Here is a 19,266-nt window from a genome sequence, read left to right as displayed (position 1 = left end):
GGAGCGGGGACCTTGCGGCCGGTGGCGGGGCGGCCCGAGCCGGGCTTCGCCTCAGGCCCGTCCTCGTGGGGGGTCTCGTCGGACACGCCGCTCTCCTCTTCCGTCCTGCGGTTCCCATGCACATGTCCGGAGCCGCGGACAGTGCGCTACTGGGTCAGACGACGGAAAGCCTAGAGGCGTTTCCGCTGCCTCTAGGCTTTCCCGTCACGTGTCGGCCGTCGTCAAGCGGCCGGCCGGTTCACTCCTGCCACCAGTCCTCGTCGTCCTCGTCGGACTTCTTGGCCTGGGCCTGCTTGGCGGGCGGGGCCTGCTTCGCCTGCTGGGCGGCGGGCTGCTGCCGGGGCGGCTCGGCCTGCTGCGGGGCCGGCTTGGGCTCCGCCGCGGGGATCGCGGCGGGCTCCGGCGGCGCGGCCAGTTCGGCGTCGCCGCCCAGGTTCGGGGCGACCCCGCCGATCAGCTGACGCAGCTGGTTGAGGTGGCTGGTGATGCTGTCGCGCTGGCGCGTGAGCTCGTCGACCTGGCGCTGCGCCGCCGTCCGGACGCGGTCGGCCTCGGCCTTGGTCTCGGCGAGCAGCTGCTCGGCCTGCGCCTTGGCCTCGGCGATGACGTTGTCGGAGTTCTTGCGCGCGTTGGCCATGAGCTGCTTGGCGTGCGAGTCGGCCTCGCGCCGGGTCTGCTCGGCCTGCTGGGTGGCCTTGGCGGCCCGCTGCTCGGCGGACGCGGCGCGCTGCTCGGCCTCGGCGACGAGCTTCTGCGTGGCGGCCTGGGCGGCCGAGTGGCGCTCGGCGTCCTGCCGGTCGGCCTCCTCGCGGCGGGCGGCGAGCTGGATCTCGAACTCGGCCTCGGCCTGGGCGCGCTGGGCCTCGCTCTCCTCCAGGATGCGCTGGGCCTGGGCCCGCATCTCGTCGGCCTGCCGCTTGGCGGTGGTGAGGATCTCGTCCCGCTCGCGCTTGGTGGACGCGCGCAGCTGCGCGACCTCGCGCTCGGTGGTGGTGCGCAGCTTCGCGATCTCCCGCTCGGCCGCGGCGCGCTTCTCGGCGACCTCGTGGTCGGCGGTCGCGCGCAGCTTGGCGACCTCGCGCTCGGTCGTGGAGGTCAGCTCGTCGGCCTCGCGGCGGGCGGAGGTGCGGACCTCCTCGGCCTCGCGCTCGGCCGCGTTGCGCATGTCGTCGCCCTCGCGCTGGGCGTTGGCGCGCAGTTCCGCGGCGTCGTTCTCGGCGGTGGCGCGCTGCTCGGCGGCGTCGACCTTGGCCGCGGCCTTGATCTCGTTCGCTTCGGAGCGGGCGGCCTGCACGAGCTCGGTGGCCTGCTCCTCGGCGAGCCTGAGCAGCTGCTCGATGCGCGCGCCGAGACCGGAGTACGTGGGGCGTTCCTGCTCCTGCAGCTGACGATGGGCGTCCGACAGCTCCCGCTGCAGGGCCTGGGTCTGCTCGCGGGTCTGCCGGACCTCGTTGTCGAGCGATTTGATGTGCTCGTCGACCTGGTGCCGGTCGTAGCCGCGGAGCACCACGTCGAATTCGCGCGGGGGCGTGTCTTCAAAGAAGTTGCTGAGCTGGGCGTCGATGTCGGACTGCATGTGGCTCAATCCTGATGTGACGGGGCTACGGGTGGTTCCGGGGACCGGTTGATCGCCTGGCATGACGGGCGCAGTGCCCCAGACCTCTTCCGGCGAATGAAGCGTACTCCGGACACTGCCGTGTTGGGGGCTCATCTTGACGCGCTGCGTGTTTTGTCCCTTTTATGGCCCTCGTCTCCGGGTCGGTCCCGGCCCAGGTACGGGCACCACAAATGCACCAGATGTGGCGGAACGGTCACAGAGCGGCAGTCAACGGCCCGCCGTCCGTCACCGTGATATCGAACACGTCACGATCCGGTCGCACCCCCGTGGCGGCGGCACTCGAAGATCATGCGGCCCCGTCAGCGCTTCTGCACCAGTTCGGTGAGGACGCCGTGGCAGTCCTTGGGGTGCAAAAAGTTGATCAAGGATCCCATGGATCCGCCGCGCGGCGCGTCGTACAGGACCCGGACGCCCCGGCCCGCGATGCCGGCCGCCTCGTCCTCGACCGTCCCGTCGGTCCCGAACGCGATGTGGTGCACGCCCTCGCCGTTCTTCGCGAGCCACTTGGCCACCGGCGAGTCGTCCCGGATCGGCTCGATCAGCTGCAGGTAGCTCGCCGCCCCGTCGCCGGTGTCGTTGATCTTGAGCATGCACTCCCGGACGCCCTGCTCCTCGTTCACCTCGAAGTGCGCGTCGGTGAAGCCGTAGGTCGCCCTGTAGAACTCGACGGTGGCGTCCAGGTCGTGACAGGCGATACCGATGTGGTCGATACGGGTCAGCATGGGCTTTCTCCCTACTCGGGCGGCCAGGCGGGGCGAACTGAACCGAACAAGGTTCTCCTGGGTATGGTGGCAAACGTCGCCGCAGCACCACCCTGGAGGCCCCCACATGACCACGTCCGTGATCGTCGCCGGAGCACGCACCCCCATCGGGCGCCTGACGGGCTCGTTGAAGGACTTCTCCGCGGCCGACCTCGGGGCGCACGCGGTCAAGGCGGCGCTGGAGCGCGCCGGGATCTCCGGCGACCAGGTCCAGTACGTGATCCTCGGCCAGGTCCTCCAGGCGGGCGCGGGCCAGATCCCGTCCCGGCAGGCGGCCGTCAAGGCGGGCATCCCGATGAGCGTCCCGTCGATCACGATCAACAAGGTGTGCCTGTCCGGCCTGGACGCGATCGCGCTCGCCGACCAGCTGATCAGGGCCGGCGAGTTCGAGATCGTCGTCGCCGGCGGCATGGAGTCGATGACGCAGGCCCCGCACCTGCTGCCGAAGTCGCGCGGCGGCTACAAGTACGGCTCCGTCGAGGTCCTCGACCACATGGCCTACGACGCGCTGACCGACGCGTTCGACGGCGTCTCCATGGGCGAGTCGACCGAGCACCACAACGCGAAGCTGGACATCTCCCGCGAGGAGCAGGACGAGTTCTCCGCCCGCTCCCACCGGCGCGCCGCCGAGGCCATCAAGAACGGCCTGTTCGACGACGAGATCGCGCCCGTCGAGATTCCGCAGCGGCGCGGCGAGCCGGTCGTGTTCTCCGCCGACGAGGGCGTGCGCGGCGACACCACCCCCGAGACCCTCGCGAAGCTGCGTCCCGCCTTCGGCAAGGAGGGGACGATCACCGCCGGCTCGTCCTCGCAGATCTCCGACGGCGCCGCCGCCGTCGTGGTGATGGCCAAGGCCAAGGCCGAGGAGCTCGGGCTGACGTGGCTGGCCGAGATCGGCGCGCACGGCAACGTCGCCGGCCCCGACAACTCACTGCAGTCCCAGCCCGCCAACGCGATCAAGCACGCGCTCGGCAAGGAGGGCCTGGACGTCGGCGACCTCGACCTCGTCGAGATCAACGAGGCGTTCGCCTCCGTGGGCATCCAGTCGATGCGCGACCTCGGCGTCGGCCCGGACAAGGTCAACGTCAACGGCGGCGCCATCGCCCTCGGCCACCCGGTGGGCATGTCCGGCGCCCGCATCGTCCTGGCCCTGGCCTACGAGCTGAAGCGCCGCGGCGGCGGCATCGGCGCCGCCGGCCTCTGCGGCGGCGGCGGCCAAGGAGATGCTCTGGTTATTCGTGTCTGACACCTGAGGGCGGCGCGTCTGTCGCTGACGGCAGGGCGGGTCACTGCGTGTTGGACTGCTGGACGGTCACCTTCGTGAAGCCCAGGGCCTTGAGCATGTTCTCCAGCATCGTCTTGGTGTTGGCGTCGGCGCGTTGCTTCAGGCCGCTCTGGGCCGCGGCGGTCTGGATCTTCTGGGCGGCCAGGACGTAGAGCTGCTGCTGGTTGTTGGGGTTGCTGCTGAAGAAGTCGCCGAAGCGGTCGATCAGGCCGCGCTCGGTGGAGTAGACGTAGCTGTTCTTCTGGTCGAGGTTGGTCCGCTCCAGTTGCGCGGGCGGCAGCGTGATGGTCGCGGCCGTCCGGTCGCCGTTCACCTTGACGGCGCCGTCGCCCACCCTGGAGAAGTCGACGTAGGCGTCGACGGAGCCGTTGCCGACGAACAGCGTGCGGTTGCCGCGCAGGGAGTCCGGCAGAAACTTCGCGTCCTTCTCCAGGTCGACGACGACCTGGAAGTTGCCGCTGGCCGCCTCGTAGCGGTGCAGGTCGCGGATCGACTTCAGCAGGACGGGCCCGCTGCGGTCCTTCGTCTCCACGCCGAACGGGTTCAGCCATCCGGGGAGGCCGCGCAGCGCCTGCTGGGCCACCAGCACGATCGCGATGGTCGCGATGATGAGCAGGGCGGGGGTGAGCAGTCCGCGCCAACGGGAGCGGGACCGGACGGCGGACGACTTCCGGGGCGAGTCGTTCTTCGTTTCCGAGCGAGCCATGTACGGGACATTCCCGGAAGGACCGCCTCTTACCTGTCGAGCCGGTTAGGTCGATGTGAGCGAAGCCATAGCCCGCCGCGAAACCCGGCCGGGGACCTGCGCGTTCCTCCCGGCGTGGACATGATTCGCGTTTTCCGGTTGGTCTCCATCGCCGAGGCGGTGTCCTTCCTGGTCCTGCTGCTGATCGCGATGCCGCTGAAGTACGGCGCGGAGGCGGAGGTGGGCGTCCAACTGGTCGGCCCGCTGCACGGGGTCCTGTTCATGGCCTACGTGGGGATGGTCTTCCTCGTCCGCGACGCGCTCCGCTGGGACATCAAGCGCACGGTCCTCGCCCTGGGTGCGGCCGTGCTCCCGGTCGCGCCGTTCCTCGTCGAGCGCCACTGGACCAGGCCCCCGCACACGACGAGCGCGCCGGCGTCAAGCGCCCCCTAGGAAGTCGGCGGAGGTCAGGGCGCAGGAGTGGTAGTCGGCGAAGTTGAGCCGTAGCCAGGCGCGGCGGCGTGCCTCGCTCCAGGAGGCGAAGCGGCGGGCGGCGCGGGCGTCGGGGACGGCCGGCGGATCCTCGCCGAGGAGCCACGCGTCGACCAGCGCGCGGTAGTGGTCGGGGGTGTCCGGGGAGGCGGCGCACGCCTGGGCGTCGCGGAGGCTGCGGCTGATCTGCCGGACGGCACGTGACTCGTACCCGGGCGAGAGCGTTTCGTCCAGGTGGACGGTGGCGACGCCGTCCGACACCGAGACGGGCTTCCACGCCGGGCGCTGCTCCACGCGCGTGAACGCGCCGGGCGTGTCGCTGAGGCGCGCGGCGAGGGGAGTGGCCGCCGCCGTCAGCACGGGCAGCGCGTCGTCCAGCGCGGGGTGGACGCACACGGTGATCGGCCATTCCCGGCACACCGGTTCGGCGTGGACGGGCGTGACCGTCCCGCCGGAGGCGCGGAGGCCGAGCGTCGCGGTGCCCGTCGCGCCCAGCGCCACCAGCAGCGGGAGGACGATCAGGAACCGCCGCGTCACCCACATGACGTAGCCGAGGACCAGCGCGGTGGTCAGCCCGGCCGTCCAGGTGACCTGGTCGAGGAGCACGCGGGGGCGCAGGGTGGTGAACAGGGCGATGTGGTCGAACGCCGCCGGGGGGAGCAGGCTCCACCACGACATGCCGGGGACGCGGAGCGCGGCCCACAGGGACGTCACGGCGAGGACGAGGACGGCCGTGGCGCGGTGCGGTGCGGCGCGTCCCATCAGGTAGCCGGCGACGACGTGCAGGACGAGCGAACCCGCCCCCGCGGCCACGCCCACCAGGTGGAGGTGCCCGGCACCGTCCTGGGCGAGGGTGAATACGACGACCAGCATCGTGACCGTGGCGTAGGAGAGCAGCGCGGCGGCGGACAGCAGCAGCAGGTCGAAGAGCGCCCCGGTGGCGGGGGACCGCGCCGTGAGGTCGCGCAGGTAGTCGAGCGGGCGTTCCCGGACCGTCGTCCACGCGGCGAGTGCCGCGGCCACCGGGCCCACGAAGCGGACCGCGTTGACCAGGGCGACGACGGCGTTGTCCCAGTAGGCGACCGCCGGGTAGAGCGACGGCGCGGCGGCCGCCGTCCCCACCGCGGTGAGGACCGGCATCGCGACCAGCAGCGCCGAGCGGCGGGCGTCCAGCCGGAGCACCCGCCCGAGGTCAGACACCGGTGGCGCTTCCGGCGGGCGGCCTGCGCACCCGGAGCCTCGTCAGCTGCGGCAGCGGCACGCTGGGCAGCGTCATCTGCGGCGGCGCCAGCCGCGCGGGCCGGCGTTCCGCCGGGAGGCGCGCGGGCGGCGGGCCGGCCGGGTCGGCGGCGCGGCGGTCGGCGGCGCTCCGGCCGCGGCGGGCGCCGGCCGAGCCGGTGGCGTGCTCGGTCAGCCGGCCCCGGGCGAGGGTGAGGAGGCGGTCGCACCAGCCGGTGAGCGTCTCGGGTGCGTCGGCCGTGACGAGCACCGTCGGGGCGAGGGTGCGCAGCACCGGGACGAGTTCCGCCATGGCGGCGGTCAGCGCGTGGCGTCCGGGGCCGCCCGCGCCGGTGGGCCAGGGTTCGGCGGCGGCGCACAGCTCGCCGAACGGGTCGTCCAGCAGCACCAGCTCGGGCTCGTGGACGCACGCCGCGGCGAGACCGGCGCGCAGCCGGACGTCGGGCGGCAGCAGCGCCAGCTCGGTGCCGGCGGCCTCGCCGAGGTCGAGGCGCCGCACCATGGAACGCGCGGCGGACGCGCTCGTCCGCTTGTAGTAGGCCGCGTACTCGACGAACTCCCCGGCCGTCATGTGCTCCGCCCGGGAGAACCGGGCGGGCAGGTAGCCGATGGCGGCCCGGGCGGCCCGGACCCCGGCGGCGTGCGCGACGTCGTGTCCGAGAATGTGCAGCACGCCGGCGTTCGGCCTGCGCAAGGTCGCGAACGTGGCCAGCAGAGTGGATTTACCGGCACCAGGTGGACCGGCCAAGCCGACCACGCCTTCGGGCACGCCGAAGGTCACCGGGCGCAGGAGCCACCGCCCCCCGCGGCGGACACCCATTCCTCGGGCCACGATCACGGAATGCTCCGCGATCACAAGTTTCCCCCCATTGCTCGTCATGCCCTCGCGGCGCCGGGCGCGATTCCCGTGTCCGGGTACCTCCGGTGGCCGCGGTCCCCCAACCCTGCCACGCGGTGCCCGCCGTTCCGGCCGCCGTTCGGCGGCCCGGTACGCGGTCGCTTTTGCCGTGCCGCGATGCATCGACATCGTGACTATAACCGGGCTTGGTGATGGCTGCCAGCAATCTTTTCGCCTTTACGGCAGGACGTCTCGAATCTTTGCCTGCCGTTCGGGACGGCGAATTCCAAAAAAGCCGACAACAGTCGAATTGTGCAACAAATTAGGGCGTGCCCGGCGTGCTCGCCGGGCGCGGCGCTCCGCTGGGAGCGTACGGGCGCACGGTCACGTGCGCTCATGGGGCAGGATGGACCCATGCCTTCTCGGGACTTTTCGTTGCACGGGGCCATCGACCTGGGGGCGCGTCAGCCGGCCGCCAGGAAGCAGCAGGGACGCCAGGCCCAGTCCGGCGGCGCGGGTGCGGCCGGCGGCCAGTACGTCGTGGACGTCACCGACCAGACTTTCAACACCGAGGTCGTGGAGCGGTCGCAGTCCGTTCCCGTCCTCGTCGACTTCTGGGCCGAATGGTGCGGGCCCTGCAAACAGCTCGGGCCGATCCTGGAGAAGCTCGCCAACGAGGCGGCCGGCCAGTGGATCCTGGCCAAGGTCGACATCGACGCCAACCCGCAGCTCGGCGCGTACATGCAGCAGATGGGCGTGCGCGGCATCCCGTTCGTGGCGGCGGTCGTCGCCGGGCAGCTGCTGCCGTTCCTGAACGGCGCGGCCCCCGAGCCGCAGGTGCGCCAGGCCATCGACCAGCTCTTCGAGGCGCTCCGCAAGGAGGGCATCCTGCCGGACGCCCCCGAGGGCGAGCAGCCCGCCGGTGCGGCGGACGCGCCGATGGCCGACCCGGTGACCCAGCGGGCCGAGGACGCCCTGCAGCGCGGTGACCTGGAGGGCGCCAAGGCCGCGTTCGAGGAGATGCTCGCCGCCGACCCCCGCAACGCGCAGGCGAAGCAGGGTGTCGCGCTGGTGGAGCTGAGCCGGCGGGTGCAGTCGCTGGACCCGGACCGCACCCTCCAGGAGGCCGGCGCGAAGCCCGGTGACGTCCAGGCGCAGATCCGCGCGGCGGACGTGGAGATGGTGTCCGGCCTGATGGAGCAGGCGTTCGAGCGGTTGGTGACCGCGGTGCGCGGCACCGCGGGGGACGACCGCGACGCGGCGCGCAAGCACCTGCTGTCGCTGTTCGAGCTCCTCCCGCCGGACGACCCGCGCGTCACCAAGGCCCGCCGCTCCCTCCAGTCGGCCCTGTTCTGAGCCAGCCCGGGGGCTGTGCTCTGCCAGGGGGCGCCCCCTGGAACCCAGTTGCTCCCGGGGGGCGTTTCCCGGGCGGGACGAGCTGCGCGGAGCGGGTCACCCGATCGCGATGTTGAGCGTATGCTCGGTGGCAACGACCGCGCCCGGACGGCCTGCGTGCAGCACTGCTACGGGGCCGACCCCGCCGATCCGCGGCTCTACCACCTCGTGATCGACACCATGGGGCCGCCCGTGCCCGTGATCGTCGTCGCGGCCCCGGCGGTGTGAGCCGCGGGACGCGACCGGGCCGCGGCCCCCGGACGCACCGTCCCGGCCCGCCCGCCCCGGACCGGAGCGAGGCGCGCGGGACGCGTGGACAACCCGGAGCAGAGGGAGCATTTGCCGTGGCGAGCGTGCCGAGCGTGTCGTACTCCATCACCGTCCGGCTGGAGGTGCCGGCGGGCGGCAGGGCCGTCAGCCAGATCACCCACGTCGTCGAGAACGCGGGCGGCATCGTCACGGCCCTCGACGTCAACACCGCCGGCCACGAGACGCTGCGCATCGACGTCACGATCGCGACCCGCGACACCCAGCACGCCGAGGCGATCGCCGCCGCGCTGGAGCAGATCGAGTCCGTCAAGATCCACAAGGTCAGCGACCGGACGTTCCTGATGCACCTCGGCGGCAAGATAGAGATGCAGTCCAAGGTGCCGCTGCGCAACCGCGACGAGCTGTCGATGGCCTACACGCCGGGCGTCGCCCGCGTCTCGCTCGCCATCGCCCGCAACCCCGAGGACGTCCGCCGGCTGACGGTCAAGCGCAACAGCGTCGCCGTCGTCACCGACGGCTCGGCCGTGCTCGGCCTCGGCAACATCGGCCCGGAGGCCGCGCTGCCCGTCATGGAGGGCAAGGCGGCCCTGTTCAAGCGGTTCGCCGGGATCGACGCGTGGCCGATCTGCCTCGACACCCAGGACACCGACGAGATCGTCCGGACCGTCCAGATCCTCGCGCCCGCGTTCGGCGGCATCAACCTGGAGGACATCTCCGCGCCGCGCTGCTTCGAGGTCGAGGCCCGGCTGCGCGAGCTGCTCGACATCCCGGTCTTCCACGACGACCAGCACGGCACCGCGATCTGCGTGCTCGCCGCGCTGACCAACGCGCTGCGCGTCGTCGGCAAGGACATCGGCTCCGTCCGCATCACGATGGCGGGCGCGGGAGCCGCCGGCACCGCCATCCTGAAGCTGCTCATGCACGCGGGCGCCCGCGACCTCGTCGTCTGCGACTACCTGGGCGCCGTCCACAAGGGCCGCGAGGACATGGACGACTCGCTGTCCTGGATCGCCGACCACACCAACGCCGAGTGCTACGCGGGCGACCTGCGCGGCGCCGTCAAGGACGCGGACGTGTTCATCGGCGTCTCGGCCCCCGGCATCCTGACCGGCGACGACATCGCCACGATGAACGACGACGCGATCGTGTTCGCGCTCGCCAACCCCGAGCCCGAGGTCGACCCGGACGAGGCCCGCGAGCACGCCGCCGTCGTCGCCACCGGACGCAGCGACTACCCCAACCAGATCAACAACGTGCTGGCGTTCCCCGGCGTCTTCCGCGGCCTCCTGGACGCGCAGGCCGACATCGTCACCATGGACATGCTCGCCGCCGCCGCCAAGGCCCTCGCCGAGGTCGTGACGCCCGACGAGCTGGGGCCCAACTACATCGTCCCCAGCGTCTTCCACCCCGACGTCAGCAACTTCGTCGCCGGCGCCGTCCGCGAAGCAGCCGGCGGCCGCCCCCGCACCGAAGCCTGACCGGCCGCGGAGCGGGAGCCCGAGCGGGTCATCCCCCCTTCTTGGGGAAGACCTGCTCGCGGCGGCGGGGCCAGATTCCGCCGTACCAGAAGATGATCGCGCCGGTGAGGATGATGGCCACGCCGGTCGCGCCGCGTGCCCAGAGGACCGTGTCCGGTCCGGTGCTGGGGAGCTCTTCCGGCGGTGTCTTTGTCGGCGCCGGCGCCGCGCCCGCCTTCTCGCAGTCGGCCTTGACGGTCGCGCTGCCGATCCGCTTGTTGGCCCAGTTGACGGTGACGCGGGTGGTGCGGTCCTCGCGGAGCTTGACGGCGACCGTCCGGGTCGAGTTCGCGGGGATCTCGCCGGGGATCGCGGCGGTGTCGTCGTTCTTCTCGATCCCGAAGTCCTCGGTGCGGTCGCCGGTGTTGCGGACGGTGACCTGCACCGTGCGGGCCGGGCAGGAGACCTCCGACCCGATCGAGGCGGTCACCGGCTGCGCGGGGGGCGACGCCGACGTCCCGGACGGGTTCGGCGCCGGTGAGGTGTCCGACCCGGAGGGGCTCGGGCTGCCGGACGTGGTGGCCGAGGTGGACGCGCTCGACTCGCCCGACGTGCTGTTGATGATGGCCGGGACCGCGATCAGCGCCGCGATGACGGCGAACACGGCGGCGATGACGACCCGCGGCAACTGCATCGCTGTCCTCCTTGGCCGCCCGGCGTACGCCAAGCGGGTGGCCGGTGATGCCAGATCATTCTTAACCTAGGACCTTGTGGTGCCGATATCCCCATCGATAGGAATGCGTAACAGGCTAACGAGTGGGGGAGCGTGCCGCCGGAGGTCGGCGCAACGCATCATGGAACCCATGGAAGACGGCATCAGGGTGGGGCTCCTGCTGGTCGCGACCCCTCAGCTGGAGGATCCCAACTTTCGGCGGAGCGTCGTGCTGCTCGTCGAGCACGACGGCGAGGGCGGCACGTTGGGCGTCGTCCTCAACCGGCCGACCGAGATTCCCGTCGACCGCGTGCTGCCGCCCTGGGCCGAGCTCGCCACCGGGCCCGCCGTGGTGTTCCAGGGCGGCCCGGTCGCGCTGGAGAACGCGCTGGCCCTGGCCCGTCTCCCCGGTGAGGAGGAGCCGCTAGGGTGGCGGGCGCTGGACGGCGGCGCCGAGGTGTCCAGGGTGGGCCTGGTCGACCTGGAGGCCCCGCCCGGTCTGCTGGCCGCCGAACTGCTGCAGCTGCGGGTGTTCGCCGGCTACGCCGGATGGGCGGCCGGTCAGCTGCGCGCCGAGATCGAGGACGGTTCGTGGTACCTCGTGCCGGCCGAGGCCGGGGACGTCTTCGCCGCAGACCCGGACCGGCTCTGGCAGGAGGTGCTGCGCAGGCAGGGCGGCGACCTGGCGTTCGTCTCCACTTTTCCCGAGGACCCCACGCTGAACTAAGGTGAACACGTGAGTACGAAGATCCTTCCCGACAGCGACACCGAGCGCGATGTACGGCCTGACCTGTCGCACGGTGACGGCGACCATGAGCGGTTCGCCCACTACGTGAAGAAGGCCAAGATCACCGAGAGTGCGGTGACCGGAACGCCGGTGATCGCGCTGTGCGGCAAGGTCTGGGTGCCGAACCGGGATCCGAAGAAGTACCCCGTCTGCCCGGAGTGCAAGGAGATCTACGAGTCCATGAAGTCGGGCGGCGAGGGCAAGGAGTGACCGCTTCTCATCCGGCCGAGGGTGAGAAGCGTTGGCAGCCGGCCGCCGGGAGGCGGCCGATGGCGCGCCGTCGGTTTCGGCGTGCGCGCGCATGGTCCCGCGGTGAGCGGTCCCTTGCCGGGTTCTGCCCGGTGAGACGCTGACCGCGGGACTTCCATTACACAAATACGGGGTTCGTACATTCGGGGGGATGTATGCGGCGGTTGGCCGGGGTTTCGCTGTGCGCACTGATGGTTACGATGTGTTCGCTTTCCGTTCCGGTGGGTGACCGGTCACGGGTCCGGGCGGCGCCGGTGACGGAGCAGGACGACGGGTGCGGCCCGGACTCCGGCGCCCGGACGTCCCATCCGGGGACGCGTCCCCGCGACCATGCCCACCTCGGGCACGAGGAGGTCGTCGCCATGCTCGCCGATCTCCGCCGGACGCTCGCCGACCGATACGGCACCTCCGACGAACGGCGCCTCGACTCCACGATGCGCCGGGCGGGCCGCCTCGTCGTCCCCGTGCGGTTCCACGTGATCCGCAACGGACGCACCGGATGGCTGTCGAAGAACGACGTCCGCCGGCAGATCTCCACGCTGAACGCCGCGTACGGGGGAGCGAAGGGCGGCGTGGACACCCGCGTCCGGTTCCGTCTGGACAGCTACGGCCACACCAACAGCGCGGCGTGGTTCTACAGACCGCGAACGTACGAGAGCTCGATGAAGAGGCGGCTGCGCAAGGGAGGACGCGGCACGCTCAACGTCTACACCGCCGCCGTGGGCACGGACGTCCTGGGCTTCTCCACGTTCCCCCAGTGGTACCGGAGGAAGCCGCACATGGACGGCGTCGTCATCGACTACCGCAGCCTGCCGGGCGGGTCGTTCCGCCACTACGACCGCGGGTACACGGCCGTCCACGAGATCGGGCACTGGCTCGGCCTCTTCCACACGTTCGAGAACGGGTGCCGCTCACCCGGCGACGGGATCGCCGACACCCCGTACGAGGCGCGGCCGGCGGACGGCTGCCCGCGCTTCCGCGACACCTGCCGGCAGCGGGGCCGCGACCCCATCCACAACTTCATGGACTACGCCCACGACGCCTGCATGAGGGAGTTCACCGCAGGTCAGGGGCGCCGCATCCGGGCGGCGTGGGCCGCCTACCGCGGCCCGCGGCGCGGCGCCCGGAGTGTGGATCTCGGCACAGGACCGGCGACCGGAGCACGATCTGTCGGTGCGCCTCGGTAGCCTTCAATGACCGTGAGCACCTTCGCCGCATCGAGCATGCCTCCCGCCTTCCCCGAGCGGGCCGCCTGGGGGACGGCGTCGTCCCTGCGCGCCTGGCAGCAGCAGGCGCTGGAGGCATACTTCGGAACGGACGGCACCAAGCCGGGCCCGCGCGACTTCCTCACCGTCGCGACGCCCGGCGCCGGGAAGACGACGTTCGCGCTCCGCCTCGCCCGCGAGCTGATGGAACGCCGCGTCATCTCCGCGATCACGGTCGTTTGCCCCACCGAGCACCTCAAGCGGCAGTGGGCCGAGTCGGCGTCCCGCGTCGGCATCAGGATCGACCCGGAGTACCAGAACGGGCAGGGGCCCGTCGGCAAGGACTTCCACGGCGTCGCCGTCACCTACGCGACCGTCGCGGCGCGCCCCGCGCTGCACCGCAACCGCACCGAGTCGCGCAAGTCGCTGGTCATCTTCGACGAGGTCCACCACGCGGGTGACGGGCTCTCGTGGGGCGACGCCGTCCGGGAGGCGTTCGAGCCCGCCGCGCGGCGCCTCGCGCTGTCCGGCACGCCGTTCCGCACCGACGTCAACCCGATCCCGTTCGTGCAGTACGAGGAGGGGCCGGACGGCGTCCGGCGCAGCCGCGCCGACTACACCTACGGCTACGGCCCCGCCCTCGCCGACGGCGTCGTCCGCCCGGTGATCTTCCTCGCGTACGCGGGGGAGATGCGCTGGCGCACCCGGGCCGGCGACGAGATCACCGCGACGCTCGGCGAGCCGCTCACCCAGGACCAGACCGCCCAGGCGTGGCGCGCCGCCCTCGACCCCAAGGGCGACTGGATCGGGCAGGTCCTCGGCGCGGCCGACCGCCGGCTCACCGAGCTGCGCCGTGCCATCCCGGACGCGGGCGGCCTGGTCATCGCGACCGACCACGAGGCCGCCCGCGCCTACGCCAGGATGCTGCGCGCCGTCACCGGCCAGGGCGCCACGGTCGTGCTGTCGGACGACCCGACCGCGTCGAAGAAGATCAAGCAGTTCGGGGAGACCGACGACCGCTGGATGGTCGCGGTCCGGATGGTCTCCGAGGGCGTCGACATCCCGCGCCTCGCCGTCGGCGTCTACGCCACGTCCACCAGCACGCCGCTGTTCTTCGCGCAGGCCATCGGCCGTTTCGTCCGCGCCCGCAGGCGCGGCGAGACGGCCTCGGTCTTCCTGCCGTCGGTGCCGACGCTGATGGGGCACGCCGCCGAGATGGAGACCGAGCGCGACCACGTCCTCGACCGTCCCGTCCGGGAGGACGGCCTGGACGACGAGCTCCTCGCCGAGGCCAACCGCAGGCAGGACACCTCCGACGTGGGGGAGGAGCTGCCGTTCGAGACGGTCGAGGCGTCCGCCACGTTCGACCGCGTCCTCTACGACGGCGGCGAGTTCGGCATGCACGCCGAGCCGGGCTCCGCCGAGGAGGAGGAGTACCTCGGCATCCCCGGCCTGCTGGAACCCGAGCAGGTGTCGGCGCTGCTCCGCAAGCGGCAGGCCGAGCAGATCGCCGGCGAGCGCAAGCGCAAGACCGGCGACCCCCGCGCCGACCGCACCGCCGCCGAGGACATCGCCGCCCTCCGCCGGGAGCTGAACGGCCTCGTCGGGGCCTGGAACCACCGCACCGGCAAGCCGCACGGCGTCATCCACACCGAACTCCGCGCCGCGTGCGGCGGCCCCGCCATCGCCCAGGCCACCGCCGAGGACGTGCGGAAGCGCATCGCCAAGATCCGCGAATGGGCCGCGAAACGCCGCCACTGACGTCCCCGGCCGGGGGCGAGCGGGGGACGCGCACCGGCAGGGCGGGCGCCGGTTTCCGCCTGCGCGGGCACGCGCGCACCGGGTCTCGTCACCGCAGCTCAGCACGGTGAACTGCGTATAGCACGAAAAACCGGCCATAAGGTGACTCTGCCCCCATCGCTCAGGGCACCGAGGAGAGCCGCGATGACCGACCAAGCCAGCCCCCCGGACGACCTCACGGCGGACCCGCCGGAGCGTCCCCGCGGTGCGTCGGCGCCGGATGCCCTCCCGCGGCAGCGGAAGCCGCGGAACGGCGATGAGCGCTTCCGGATCCGGCGGCGGCTGGAGCGGCTGATCGGGATCGCGGCGACCGAGGGCAACGCGGTGGTCCCGCTTCGCAACGGCGACGAGATCTTCCCGGCGATGCTGGACTCGATCCGGGCCGCGCGGAACACCGTCGACATGATGACCTACGTCTACTGGCGCGGGGACATCGCCACCGAGTTCGCCGAGGCGCTGGCCGACCGGGCCCGCGCCGGAGTCCGCGTCCGCCTGCTGCTGGACGGGGTCGGGAGCCTGAAGATCGAGAAGGACCTGCTGGACCGGATGCAGGAGGCGGGGGTGACGGTGGCCTGGTTCCGCAAGCCCCACCAGCTGTCACCGTTCAAGCAGAACCACCGCTGCCACCGCAAGGTCCTGGTCGTCGACGAGCACGTCGCCTATACCGGCGGAGTCGGCATAGCCGAGGAATGGTGCGGCGACGCCCGCGACTCCGGCGAATGGCGGGACACCCACTTCCAGATCCGGGGGCCCTCGGTCGACGGCGTGGCCGCCGCGTTCGCGCAGAGCTGGGCCGAAAGCCACCCCGACCTGATGGACGAACGCGACCGCTTCACCGAGCAGCCCCCGGCCGGGGACGCGGTCGTCCAGGTCGTCCGGGGCTCGGCCAGTATCGGCTGGCAGGACATGCAGACCCTCATCCGTGTCGTGCTGGAATCGGCACGGCACCGCGTCCGGCTGGCCTCCGCCTATTTCGCCCCCGACGACTACTTCACCGAGCTGCTGTGCGCCACCGCGAGCCGCGGCGTGCGGATCGAGCTCCTGCTGCCCGGCCCGCACGCCGACAAGCGCGTCAGCCGGCTGGCAAGCCAGCGCCACTACCAGACACTCCTGGACTGCGGCGTGCGCATCTTCCAGTACCAGCCCACGATGCTGCACACCAAGATCGTCCTGATGGACGACACGGTCGCCCTCGTCGGCTCCACCAACTTCAACCGCCGGTCCCTCGACCACGACGAAGAGGTCATGCTGGCGGTCATCGACGACCGCCTCACCGCGACCCTGCACGACCACTTCGACGAGGACCTGGCCCGCAGCGTGCGGATCGACCACGCCCGCTGGGACGACCGCTCCACCTCCCAGCGCGTCAAGGAGGCGGCGGTCAACCCCATCCGCCGCTTCCTGTGACCCGGCGAGACCGGAACCGGTGCGCGCTGGGGTCCCGGGGCGCCCGCGATGATGATCCCCCCGGAGCCGGTCGTGGTCAGGCGGTCACCACGGGGGCGCCGGTGAGGGTGACCCCCTCCTGCGCCATCTCCTCCAGGGCCTTGTCGACGGTGGGCTTGGCGACACCGGCGGTGAGGTCGAGGAGGACGGTGGTGCGAAGGCCCGCGCGGGAGGCGTCCACGGCGGTGGCGCGGACGCAGTGGTCGGTGGCGATGCCGACGATGTCCACGGCGTCGACGCCGCGGCCGGCGAGCCAGTCCGCGAGCGGCTGCTCGTCGTCGGAGACGCCTTCGAAGCCGCTGTAGGCGGCGTGCTCGTGGCCCTTGCTGAACACCGCCTCGATGGGGGCGAGCGCGAGGTTGGGGTGGAAGTCGGCGCCGGGGGTGCCGATCACGCAGTGCGCCGGCCACGAGTCGACGAAGTCGGGTTCCGCGGAGAAGTGGTCGCCCGGGTCGAGGTGGAAGTCGCGGGTCGCCACGATGTGGGCGTAGTCGGACCGGTGCCCGGCCACGTGCCCGGAGATGGCGGCCGCCACGTCGGCGCCGCCGCCGACGCCGAGCGAGCCGCCCTCGCAGAAGTCGTTCTGCACGTCGACGATGATCAGAGCCTTCTTGCCCATGAGCGCTCCCTGTACAGGTTTCTCCTCGGGACTTGCCCAGACACCAGGGACGCTATCCCAGCGCGGGGGCACGGCTCATGGGCGCGTGCCGTCGCCGGTGAACTCGGTGGGGACGGCGGGCTCGCCGCGGGAGAGGCGCACCGCCGACGCCGGCAGTTCCGCGACCGCGCGGGCGTGGCGTTCCCTGCTCGCGGTGAGCGGTTCGCGTCCGACGATCTCGCCGTCGCGCACCAGCGGGACGTGCAGGACACGGTCGCGGGGGCCCGGGGTGGCCTCGCCCGTGAAGACGGCCTCGGCGCGGGCGACGCCGTGCCCGTCGAGGCGGCGGACGGCCGTCTTGCGCCCGCCGCGGCTCGGCTTGCCGGGGGAGCGCTTCTCCACCGGGCGGACGGGAGCGTCCTCGCCGGGGCCGTCCGCCCGGGCGACGAGCTTGTAGACGAGGGACGCCGTGGGGGCGCCCGAACCGGTCACCAGGGACGTCCCCACGCCGTAGCCGTCCACGGGCGCCGCGGCGAGGGCCGCGATGCCGTACTCGTCGAGGTCGCCGGTGACCACGATGCGGGTGCCGTCCGCGCCCAGCGAGTCGAGCTGCTCCCGGACGCGGCGCGCCAGCACGCCGAGGTCGCCGCTGTCAAGCCGCACGCCGCCGAGGGACGGCCCGGCGAGGTCCACGCCGGTGCGGACGGCCCGTTCGACGTCGTAGGTGTCGACGAGGAGCGTGGTGTCCGCCCCGAGCGAGGCGAGCTGCGCTTCGAACGCGTGCCGCTCGCTGCCGTGCAGGAGGGTGAACGAGTGGGCGCTCGTCCCGGCGGTCGGCACGCCGTAGCGGCGGCCCGCCTCAAGGTTGGACGTGGTGGCGAACCCCGCGATGTAGGCGGCGCGTGCGGCGGCCACGGCGGCGCGCTCGTGGGTGCGCCGCGACCCCATCTCGATGAGGGGCCGGTCCTGGGCGGCCTGGACCATCCGGGACGCCGCGGACGCGATCGCGCAGTCGTGGTTGAGGATCGACAGGGCGAGGGTCTCCAGGAGGACGGCCTCCCCGAACGTCCCCTCGACCACCAGGATCGGCGATTCCGGGAAGAAGCAGTCGCCTTCGGCGTAACCGTAGACGTCCCCGGTGAAGCGGTACTTCTCCAGCCATCGCAGCGTGGGCTCGTCCACGATGCCGTTCGCGGCCAGGAACTCCAGCTGGGCGGGCTCGAAGCGGAACGCCTCGATCGCGTCCAGCAGCCGCCCCGTCCCCGCGACGACCCCGTACCGGCGGCCCGCGGGCAGGCTCCGCGCGAACACCTCGAAGACCGCACGCCGGTCGGCCGCCCCGCTGCGGAGCGCGGCCTGGAGCATGGTCAGCTCGTACTGGTCGGTCAGCAGGGCAGTACCGTCACCGGGGTCCACATCTGGAACCCTAAGCCTTGCCGTGGGCACCATAGAGGTGCGGACCGTCACACCCGGACGGGGTGGCGGCGCATAGCATCGGGTGCGATGGGCGGACGGACATCACGCGGAAAGGGGGAGACGCGGACATGAGCGCCATGAGCACGGCGCCCGCACCCGTCGAACTGGAGCGGCCGGACGTCGAGGAGGACGTCAGCGCGGACCGGCCCTGGCTGGCGATCGTCTGGAACGACCCGATCAACCTGATGTCGTACGTCACGTACGTGTTCCAGGCCGTTTTCGGCTACCCGAAGACCAAGGCCGAGAAGCTGATGCTCGACGTGCACCACAAGGGCCGCGCCGTCGTGGCCAACGGCACCCGCGAGGAGATGGAGCGGGACGTGGAGATCCTGCACTCCTACGGCCTGTGGGCAACCGTGAAGCGGGACGACTAGTGCCTGTGGGCGGAGCGATCCGATGAGCCGTCCGGAGCGGAGCGACCCGTGAGCCATGTGAAGAAGACCCGCCAGGGCATCAGGGTGCGCCTTGAGGCCGAGGAGGTCGCGCTCCTGCGCGCCCTGATGGAGCAGTTGCTCGCGCTGCTGGGCGACACGCCCGGCGCGGACGACGAGCTGGCGTCCATCGGTATCGCCGACAACGCCACCAAATCGGACGACCCGGTGCTGGCGCGGCTGTTCCCCGACGCGTACCACGAGGACGGCGAGGCGGCGGGGGAGTTCCGCCGCTACACCGAGATGGGTCTGCGCGACGGCAAGCGCGAGGCGGCCGAGACGGTCCTGGGCTCGCTCGGCGGGCCCGGCCGCGACGTCATGCTGGACGAGAAGCAGGCCCAGGCGTGGCTGCGGGCGCTGAACGACGTCCGGCTGGCGCTGGGCACCCGGCTCGACATCACCGAGGAGTGGTACGAGGAGGCGGAGGGCCTGGACCCCCGCGACCCGCGTGCGCCCATGTTCGCGGCCTACGACTGGCTCACGATGCTGCAGGAGAGCCTCGTCCGCGTCCTCTGGTGACCG

20 protein-coding genes are annotated in these 19,266 nt (G+C 72.0%); 12 read left to right on the top strand and 8 right to left on the bottom strand.

Going from position 1 to position 19,266, the window contains the following annotated elements; translation table 11 throughout:
- Positions 1-238 precede the first annotated feature (238 nt).
- Entirely contained in the window at positions 239-1,576 is a 1,338-nt protein-coding gene (locus tag E1289_RS13570) for a DivIVA domain-containing protein (RefSeq protein WP_131979882.1), read from the bottom strand.
- Positions 1,577-1,917: 341 nt separating this feature from the next.
- Entirely contained in the window at positions 1,918-2,340 is a 423-nt protein-coding gene (gene mce / locus E1289_RS13565; protein WP_131979880.1) for a methylmalonyl-CoA epimerase, read from the bottom strand.
- A gap of 106 nt (positions 2,341-2,446) precedes the next feature.
- Here mce and E1289_RS13560 point away from each other — a divergent pair, with 106 nt between their 5' ends.
- On the top strand, positions 2,447-3,625 hold the full coding sequence (locus tag E1289_RS13560; RefSeq protein WP_131979878.1) for an acetyl-CoA C-acetyltransferase: 1,179 nt from the start codon (positions 2,447-2,449) through the stop codon (positions 3,623-3,625).
- Positions 3,626-3,665: 40 nt separating this feature from the next.
- Here the strand turns inward: E1289_RS13560 and E1289_RS13555 are convergent, their stop codons facing one another.
- A complete protein-coding gene (locus E1289_RS13555; RefSeq protein ID WP_131979876.1) occupies positions 3,666-4,370 on the bottom strand; it encodes a DUF4230 domain-containing protein in 705 nt (234 codons plus the stop codon).
- A gap of 138 nt (positions 4,371-4,508) precedes the next feature.
- Here E1289_RS13555 and E1289_RS13550 point away from each other — a divergent pair, with 138 nt between their 5' ends.
- Positions 4,509-4,802 (top strand): DUF3817 domain-containing protein, encoded by a 294-nt coding sequence (locus E1289_RS13550; protein ID WP_243712806.1) that lies wholly within the window; start codon positions 4,509-4,511, stop codon positions 4,800-4,802.
- On the opposite strand, the gene E1289_RS13545 is transcribed toward E1289_RS13550, so the two are convergent.
- Both E1289_RS13545 and E1289_RS13540 read right to left on the bottom strand, forming a co-directional pair.
- Positions 4,788-6,041 carry a hypothetical protein gene (locus E1289_RS13545; RefSeq protein WP_131979872.1) on the bottom strand — a complete coding sequence of 418 codons (1,254 nt, stop codon included), beginning with the start codon at positions 6,039-6,041 and terminating at the stop codon, positions 4,788-4,790. The genes E1289_RS13550 and E1289_RS13545 overlap by 15 nt on opposite strands.
- On the bottom strand, positions 6,034-6,861 hold the full coding sequence (locus E1289_RS13540) for an ATP-binding cassette domain-containing protein (protein WP_243712805.1): 828 nt from the start codon (positions 6,859-6,861) through the stop codon (positions 6,034-6,036). The genes E1289_RS13545 and E1289_RS13540 overlap by 8 nt, the downstream gene beginning before the upstream one ends.
- A 471-nt stretch (positions 6,862-7,332) precedes the next feature.
- Between E1289_RS13540 and E1289_RS13535 the strand changes: the two genes are divergently transcribed.
- From E1289_RS13535 to E1289_RS13525, 3 genes are all read left to right on the top strand, one after another.
- Entirely contained in the window at positions 7,333-8,274 is a 942-nt protein-coding gene (locus E1289_RS13535) for a tetratricopeptide repeat protein (protein ID WP_131979868.1), read from the top strand.
- Positions 8,275-8,394: 120 nt separating this feature from the next.
- Complete coding sequence (locus tag E1289_RS13530) at positions 8,395-8,541, top strand: hypothetical protein (protein ID WP_131979866.1); 147 nt, start codon at positions 8,395-8,397, stop codon at positions 8,539-8,541.
- Positions 8,542-8,657: 116 nt separating this feature from the next.
- Positions 8,658-10,061: an NAD-dependent malic enzyme gene (locus tag E1289_RS13525; RefSeq protein WP_131979864.1), complete on the top strand. Its 1,404-nt coding sequence runs from the start codon at positions 8,658-8,660 to the stop codon at positions 10,059-10,061.
- Between the two features lie 28 nt (positions 10,062-10,089).
- On the opposite strand, the gene E1289_RS13520 is transcribed toward E1289_RS13525, so the two are convergent.
- On the bottom strand, positions 10,090-10,734 hold the full coding sequence (locus E1289_RS13520; RefSeq protein ID WP_131979862.1) for a hypothetical protein: 645 nt from the start codon (positions 10,732-10,734) through the stop codon (positions 10,090-10,092).
- 169 nt (positions 10,735-10,903) lie between these two features.
- Between E1289_RS13520 and E1289_RS13515 the strand changes: the two genes are divergently transcribed.
- From E1289_RS13515 to E1289_RS13495, 5 genes are all read left to right on the top strand, one after another.
- On the top strand, positions 10,904-11,479 hold the full coding sequence (locus tag E1289_RS13515; RefSeq protein WP_131979860.1) for a YqgE/AlgH family protein: 576 nt from the start codon (positions 10,904-10,906) through the stop codon (positions 11,477-11,479).
- 9 nt (positions 11,480-11,488) lie between these two features.
- Entirely contained in the window at positions 11,489-11,749 is a 261-nt protein-coding gene (locus E1289_RS13510) for a DUF3039 domain-containing protein (protein WP_131979858.1), read from the top strand.
- Positions 11,750-12,042: 293 nt separating this feature from the next.
- Positions 12,043-12,975 (top strand): zinc metalloprotease, encoded by a 933-nt coding sequence (locus E1289_RS13505; protein WP_243712804.1) that lies wholly within the window; start codon positions 12,043-12,045, stop codon positions 12,973-12,975.
- A 36-nt stretch (positions 12,976-13,011) separates the two neighbouring features.
- Positions 13,012-14,754 carry a DEAD/DEAH box helicase gene (locus E1289_RS13500; RefSeq protein ID WP_131979898.1) on the top strand — a complete coding sequence of 581 codons (1,743 nt, stop codon included), beginning with the start codon at positions 13,012-13,014 and terminating at the stop codon, positions 14,752-14,754.
- Positions 14,755-14,937: 183 nt separating this feature from the next.
- Positions 14,938-16,200, top strand: coding sequence for a phospholipase D-like domain-containing protein (locus E1289_RS13495; RefSeq protein WP_131979854.1), 1,263 nt, complete (start codon positions 14,938-14,940; stop codon positions 16,198-16,200).
- A gap of 76 nt (positions 16,201-16,276) precedes the next feature.
- Here E1289_RS13495 and E1289_RS13490 read toward each other — a convergent pair whose 3' ends face one another.
- The gene (locus tag E1289_RS13490; protein WP_131979852.1) at positions 16,277-16,858 is read right to left on the bottom strand and encodes an isochorismatase family protein; all 582 of its coding nucleotides are present in this window, start codon (positions 16,856-16,858) and stop codon (positions 16,277-16,279) included.
- A 75-nt stretch (positions 16,859-16,933) separates the two neighbouring features.
- Positions 16,934-18,286, bottom strand: a complete 1,353-nt coding sequence (locus tag E1289_RS13485) for a nicotinate phosphoribosyltransferase (RefSeq protein ID WP_131979850.1) — start codon at positions 18,284-18,286, stop codon at positions 16,934-16,936.
- A gap of 104 nt (positions 18,287-18,390) precedes the next feature.
- Here E1289_RS13485 and clpS point away from each other — a divergent pair, with 104 nt between their 5' ends.
- Both clpS and E1289_RS13475 read left to right on the top strand, forming a co-directional pair.
- Positions 18,391-18,687, top strand: a complete 297-nt coding sequence (gene clpS, locus E1289_RS13480) for an ATP-dependent Clp protease adapter ClpS (protein ID WP_131979896.1) — start codon at positions 18,391-18,393, stop codon at positions 18,685-18,687.
- Positions 18,688-18,735: 48 nt separating this feature from the next.
- On the top strand, positions 18,736-19,263 hold the full coding sequence (locus E1289_RS13475) for a DUF2017 domain-containing protein (protein WP_131979848.1): 528 nt from the start codon (positions 18,736-18,738) through the stop codon (positions 19,261-19,263).
- Positions 19,264-19,266: the final 3 nt, after the last annotated feature.

The sequence above is a fragment of the Actinomadura sp. 6K520 genome (genome assembly GCF_004349245.1).
Classification (GTDB): Bacteria; Actinomycetota; Actinomycetes; order Streptosporangiales; family Streptosporangiaceae; genus Spirillospora.
The sequence above is the reverse complement of the archived record's forward strand: the minus strand, read 5'-3'. Positions and strand labels throughout refer to the sequence as shown.

Coding starts and splice junctions, on each gene's coding strand:
- E1289_RS13570 (WP_131979882.1), bottom strand. CDS start 1,576: ATGCAGTCCGACATCGACGCCCAGCTCAGCAACTTCTTTGAAGACACG.
- mce (WP_131979880.1), bottom strand. CDS start 2,340: ATGCTGACCCGTATCGACCACATCGGTATCGCCTGTCACGACCTGGAC.
- E1289_RS13560 (WP_131979878.1), top strand. CDS start 2,447: ATGACCACGTCCGTGATCGTCGCCGGAGCACGCACCCCCATCGGGCGC.
- E1289_RS13555 (WP_131979876.1), bottom strand. CDS start 4,370: ATGGCTCGCTCGGAAACGAAGAACGACTCGCCCCGGAAGTCGTCCGCC.
- E1289_RS13535 (WP_131979868.1), top strand. CDS start 7,333: ATGCCTTCTCGGGACTTTTCGTTGCACGGGGCCATCGACCTGGGGGCG.
- E1289_RS13530 (WP_131979866.1), top strand. CDS start 8,395: ATGCTCGGTGGCAACGACCGCGCCCGGACGGCCTGCGTGCAGCACTGC.
- E1289_RS13520 (WP_131979862.1), bottom strand. CDS start 10,734: ATGCAGTTGCCGCGGGTCGTCATCGCCGCCGTGTTCGCCGTCATCGCG.
- E1289_RS13515 (WP_131979860.1), top strand. CDS start 10,904: ATGGAAGACGGCATCAGGGTGGGGCTCCTGCTGGTCGCGACCCCTCAG.
- E1289_RS13500 (WP_131979898.1), top strand. CDS start 13,012: ATGCCTCCCGCCTTCCCCGAGCGGGCCGCCTGGGGGACGGCGTCGTCC.
- E1289_RS13495 (WP_131979854.1), top strand. CDS start 14,938: ATGACCGACCAAGCCAGCCCCCCGGACGACCTCACGGCGGACCCGCCG.
- E1289_RS13490 (WP_131979852.1), bottom strand. CDS start 16,858: ATGGGCAAGAAGGCTCTGATCATCGTCGACGTGCAGAACGACTTCTGC.
- E1289_RS13485 (WP_131979850.1), bottom strand. CDS start 18,286: ATGGTGCCCACGGCAAGGCTTAGGGTTCCAGATGTGGACCCCGGTGAC.
- clpS (WP_131979896.1), top strand. CDS start 18,391: ATGAGCACGGCGCCCGCACCCGTCGAACTGGAGCGGCCGGACGTCGAG.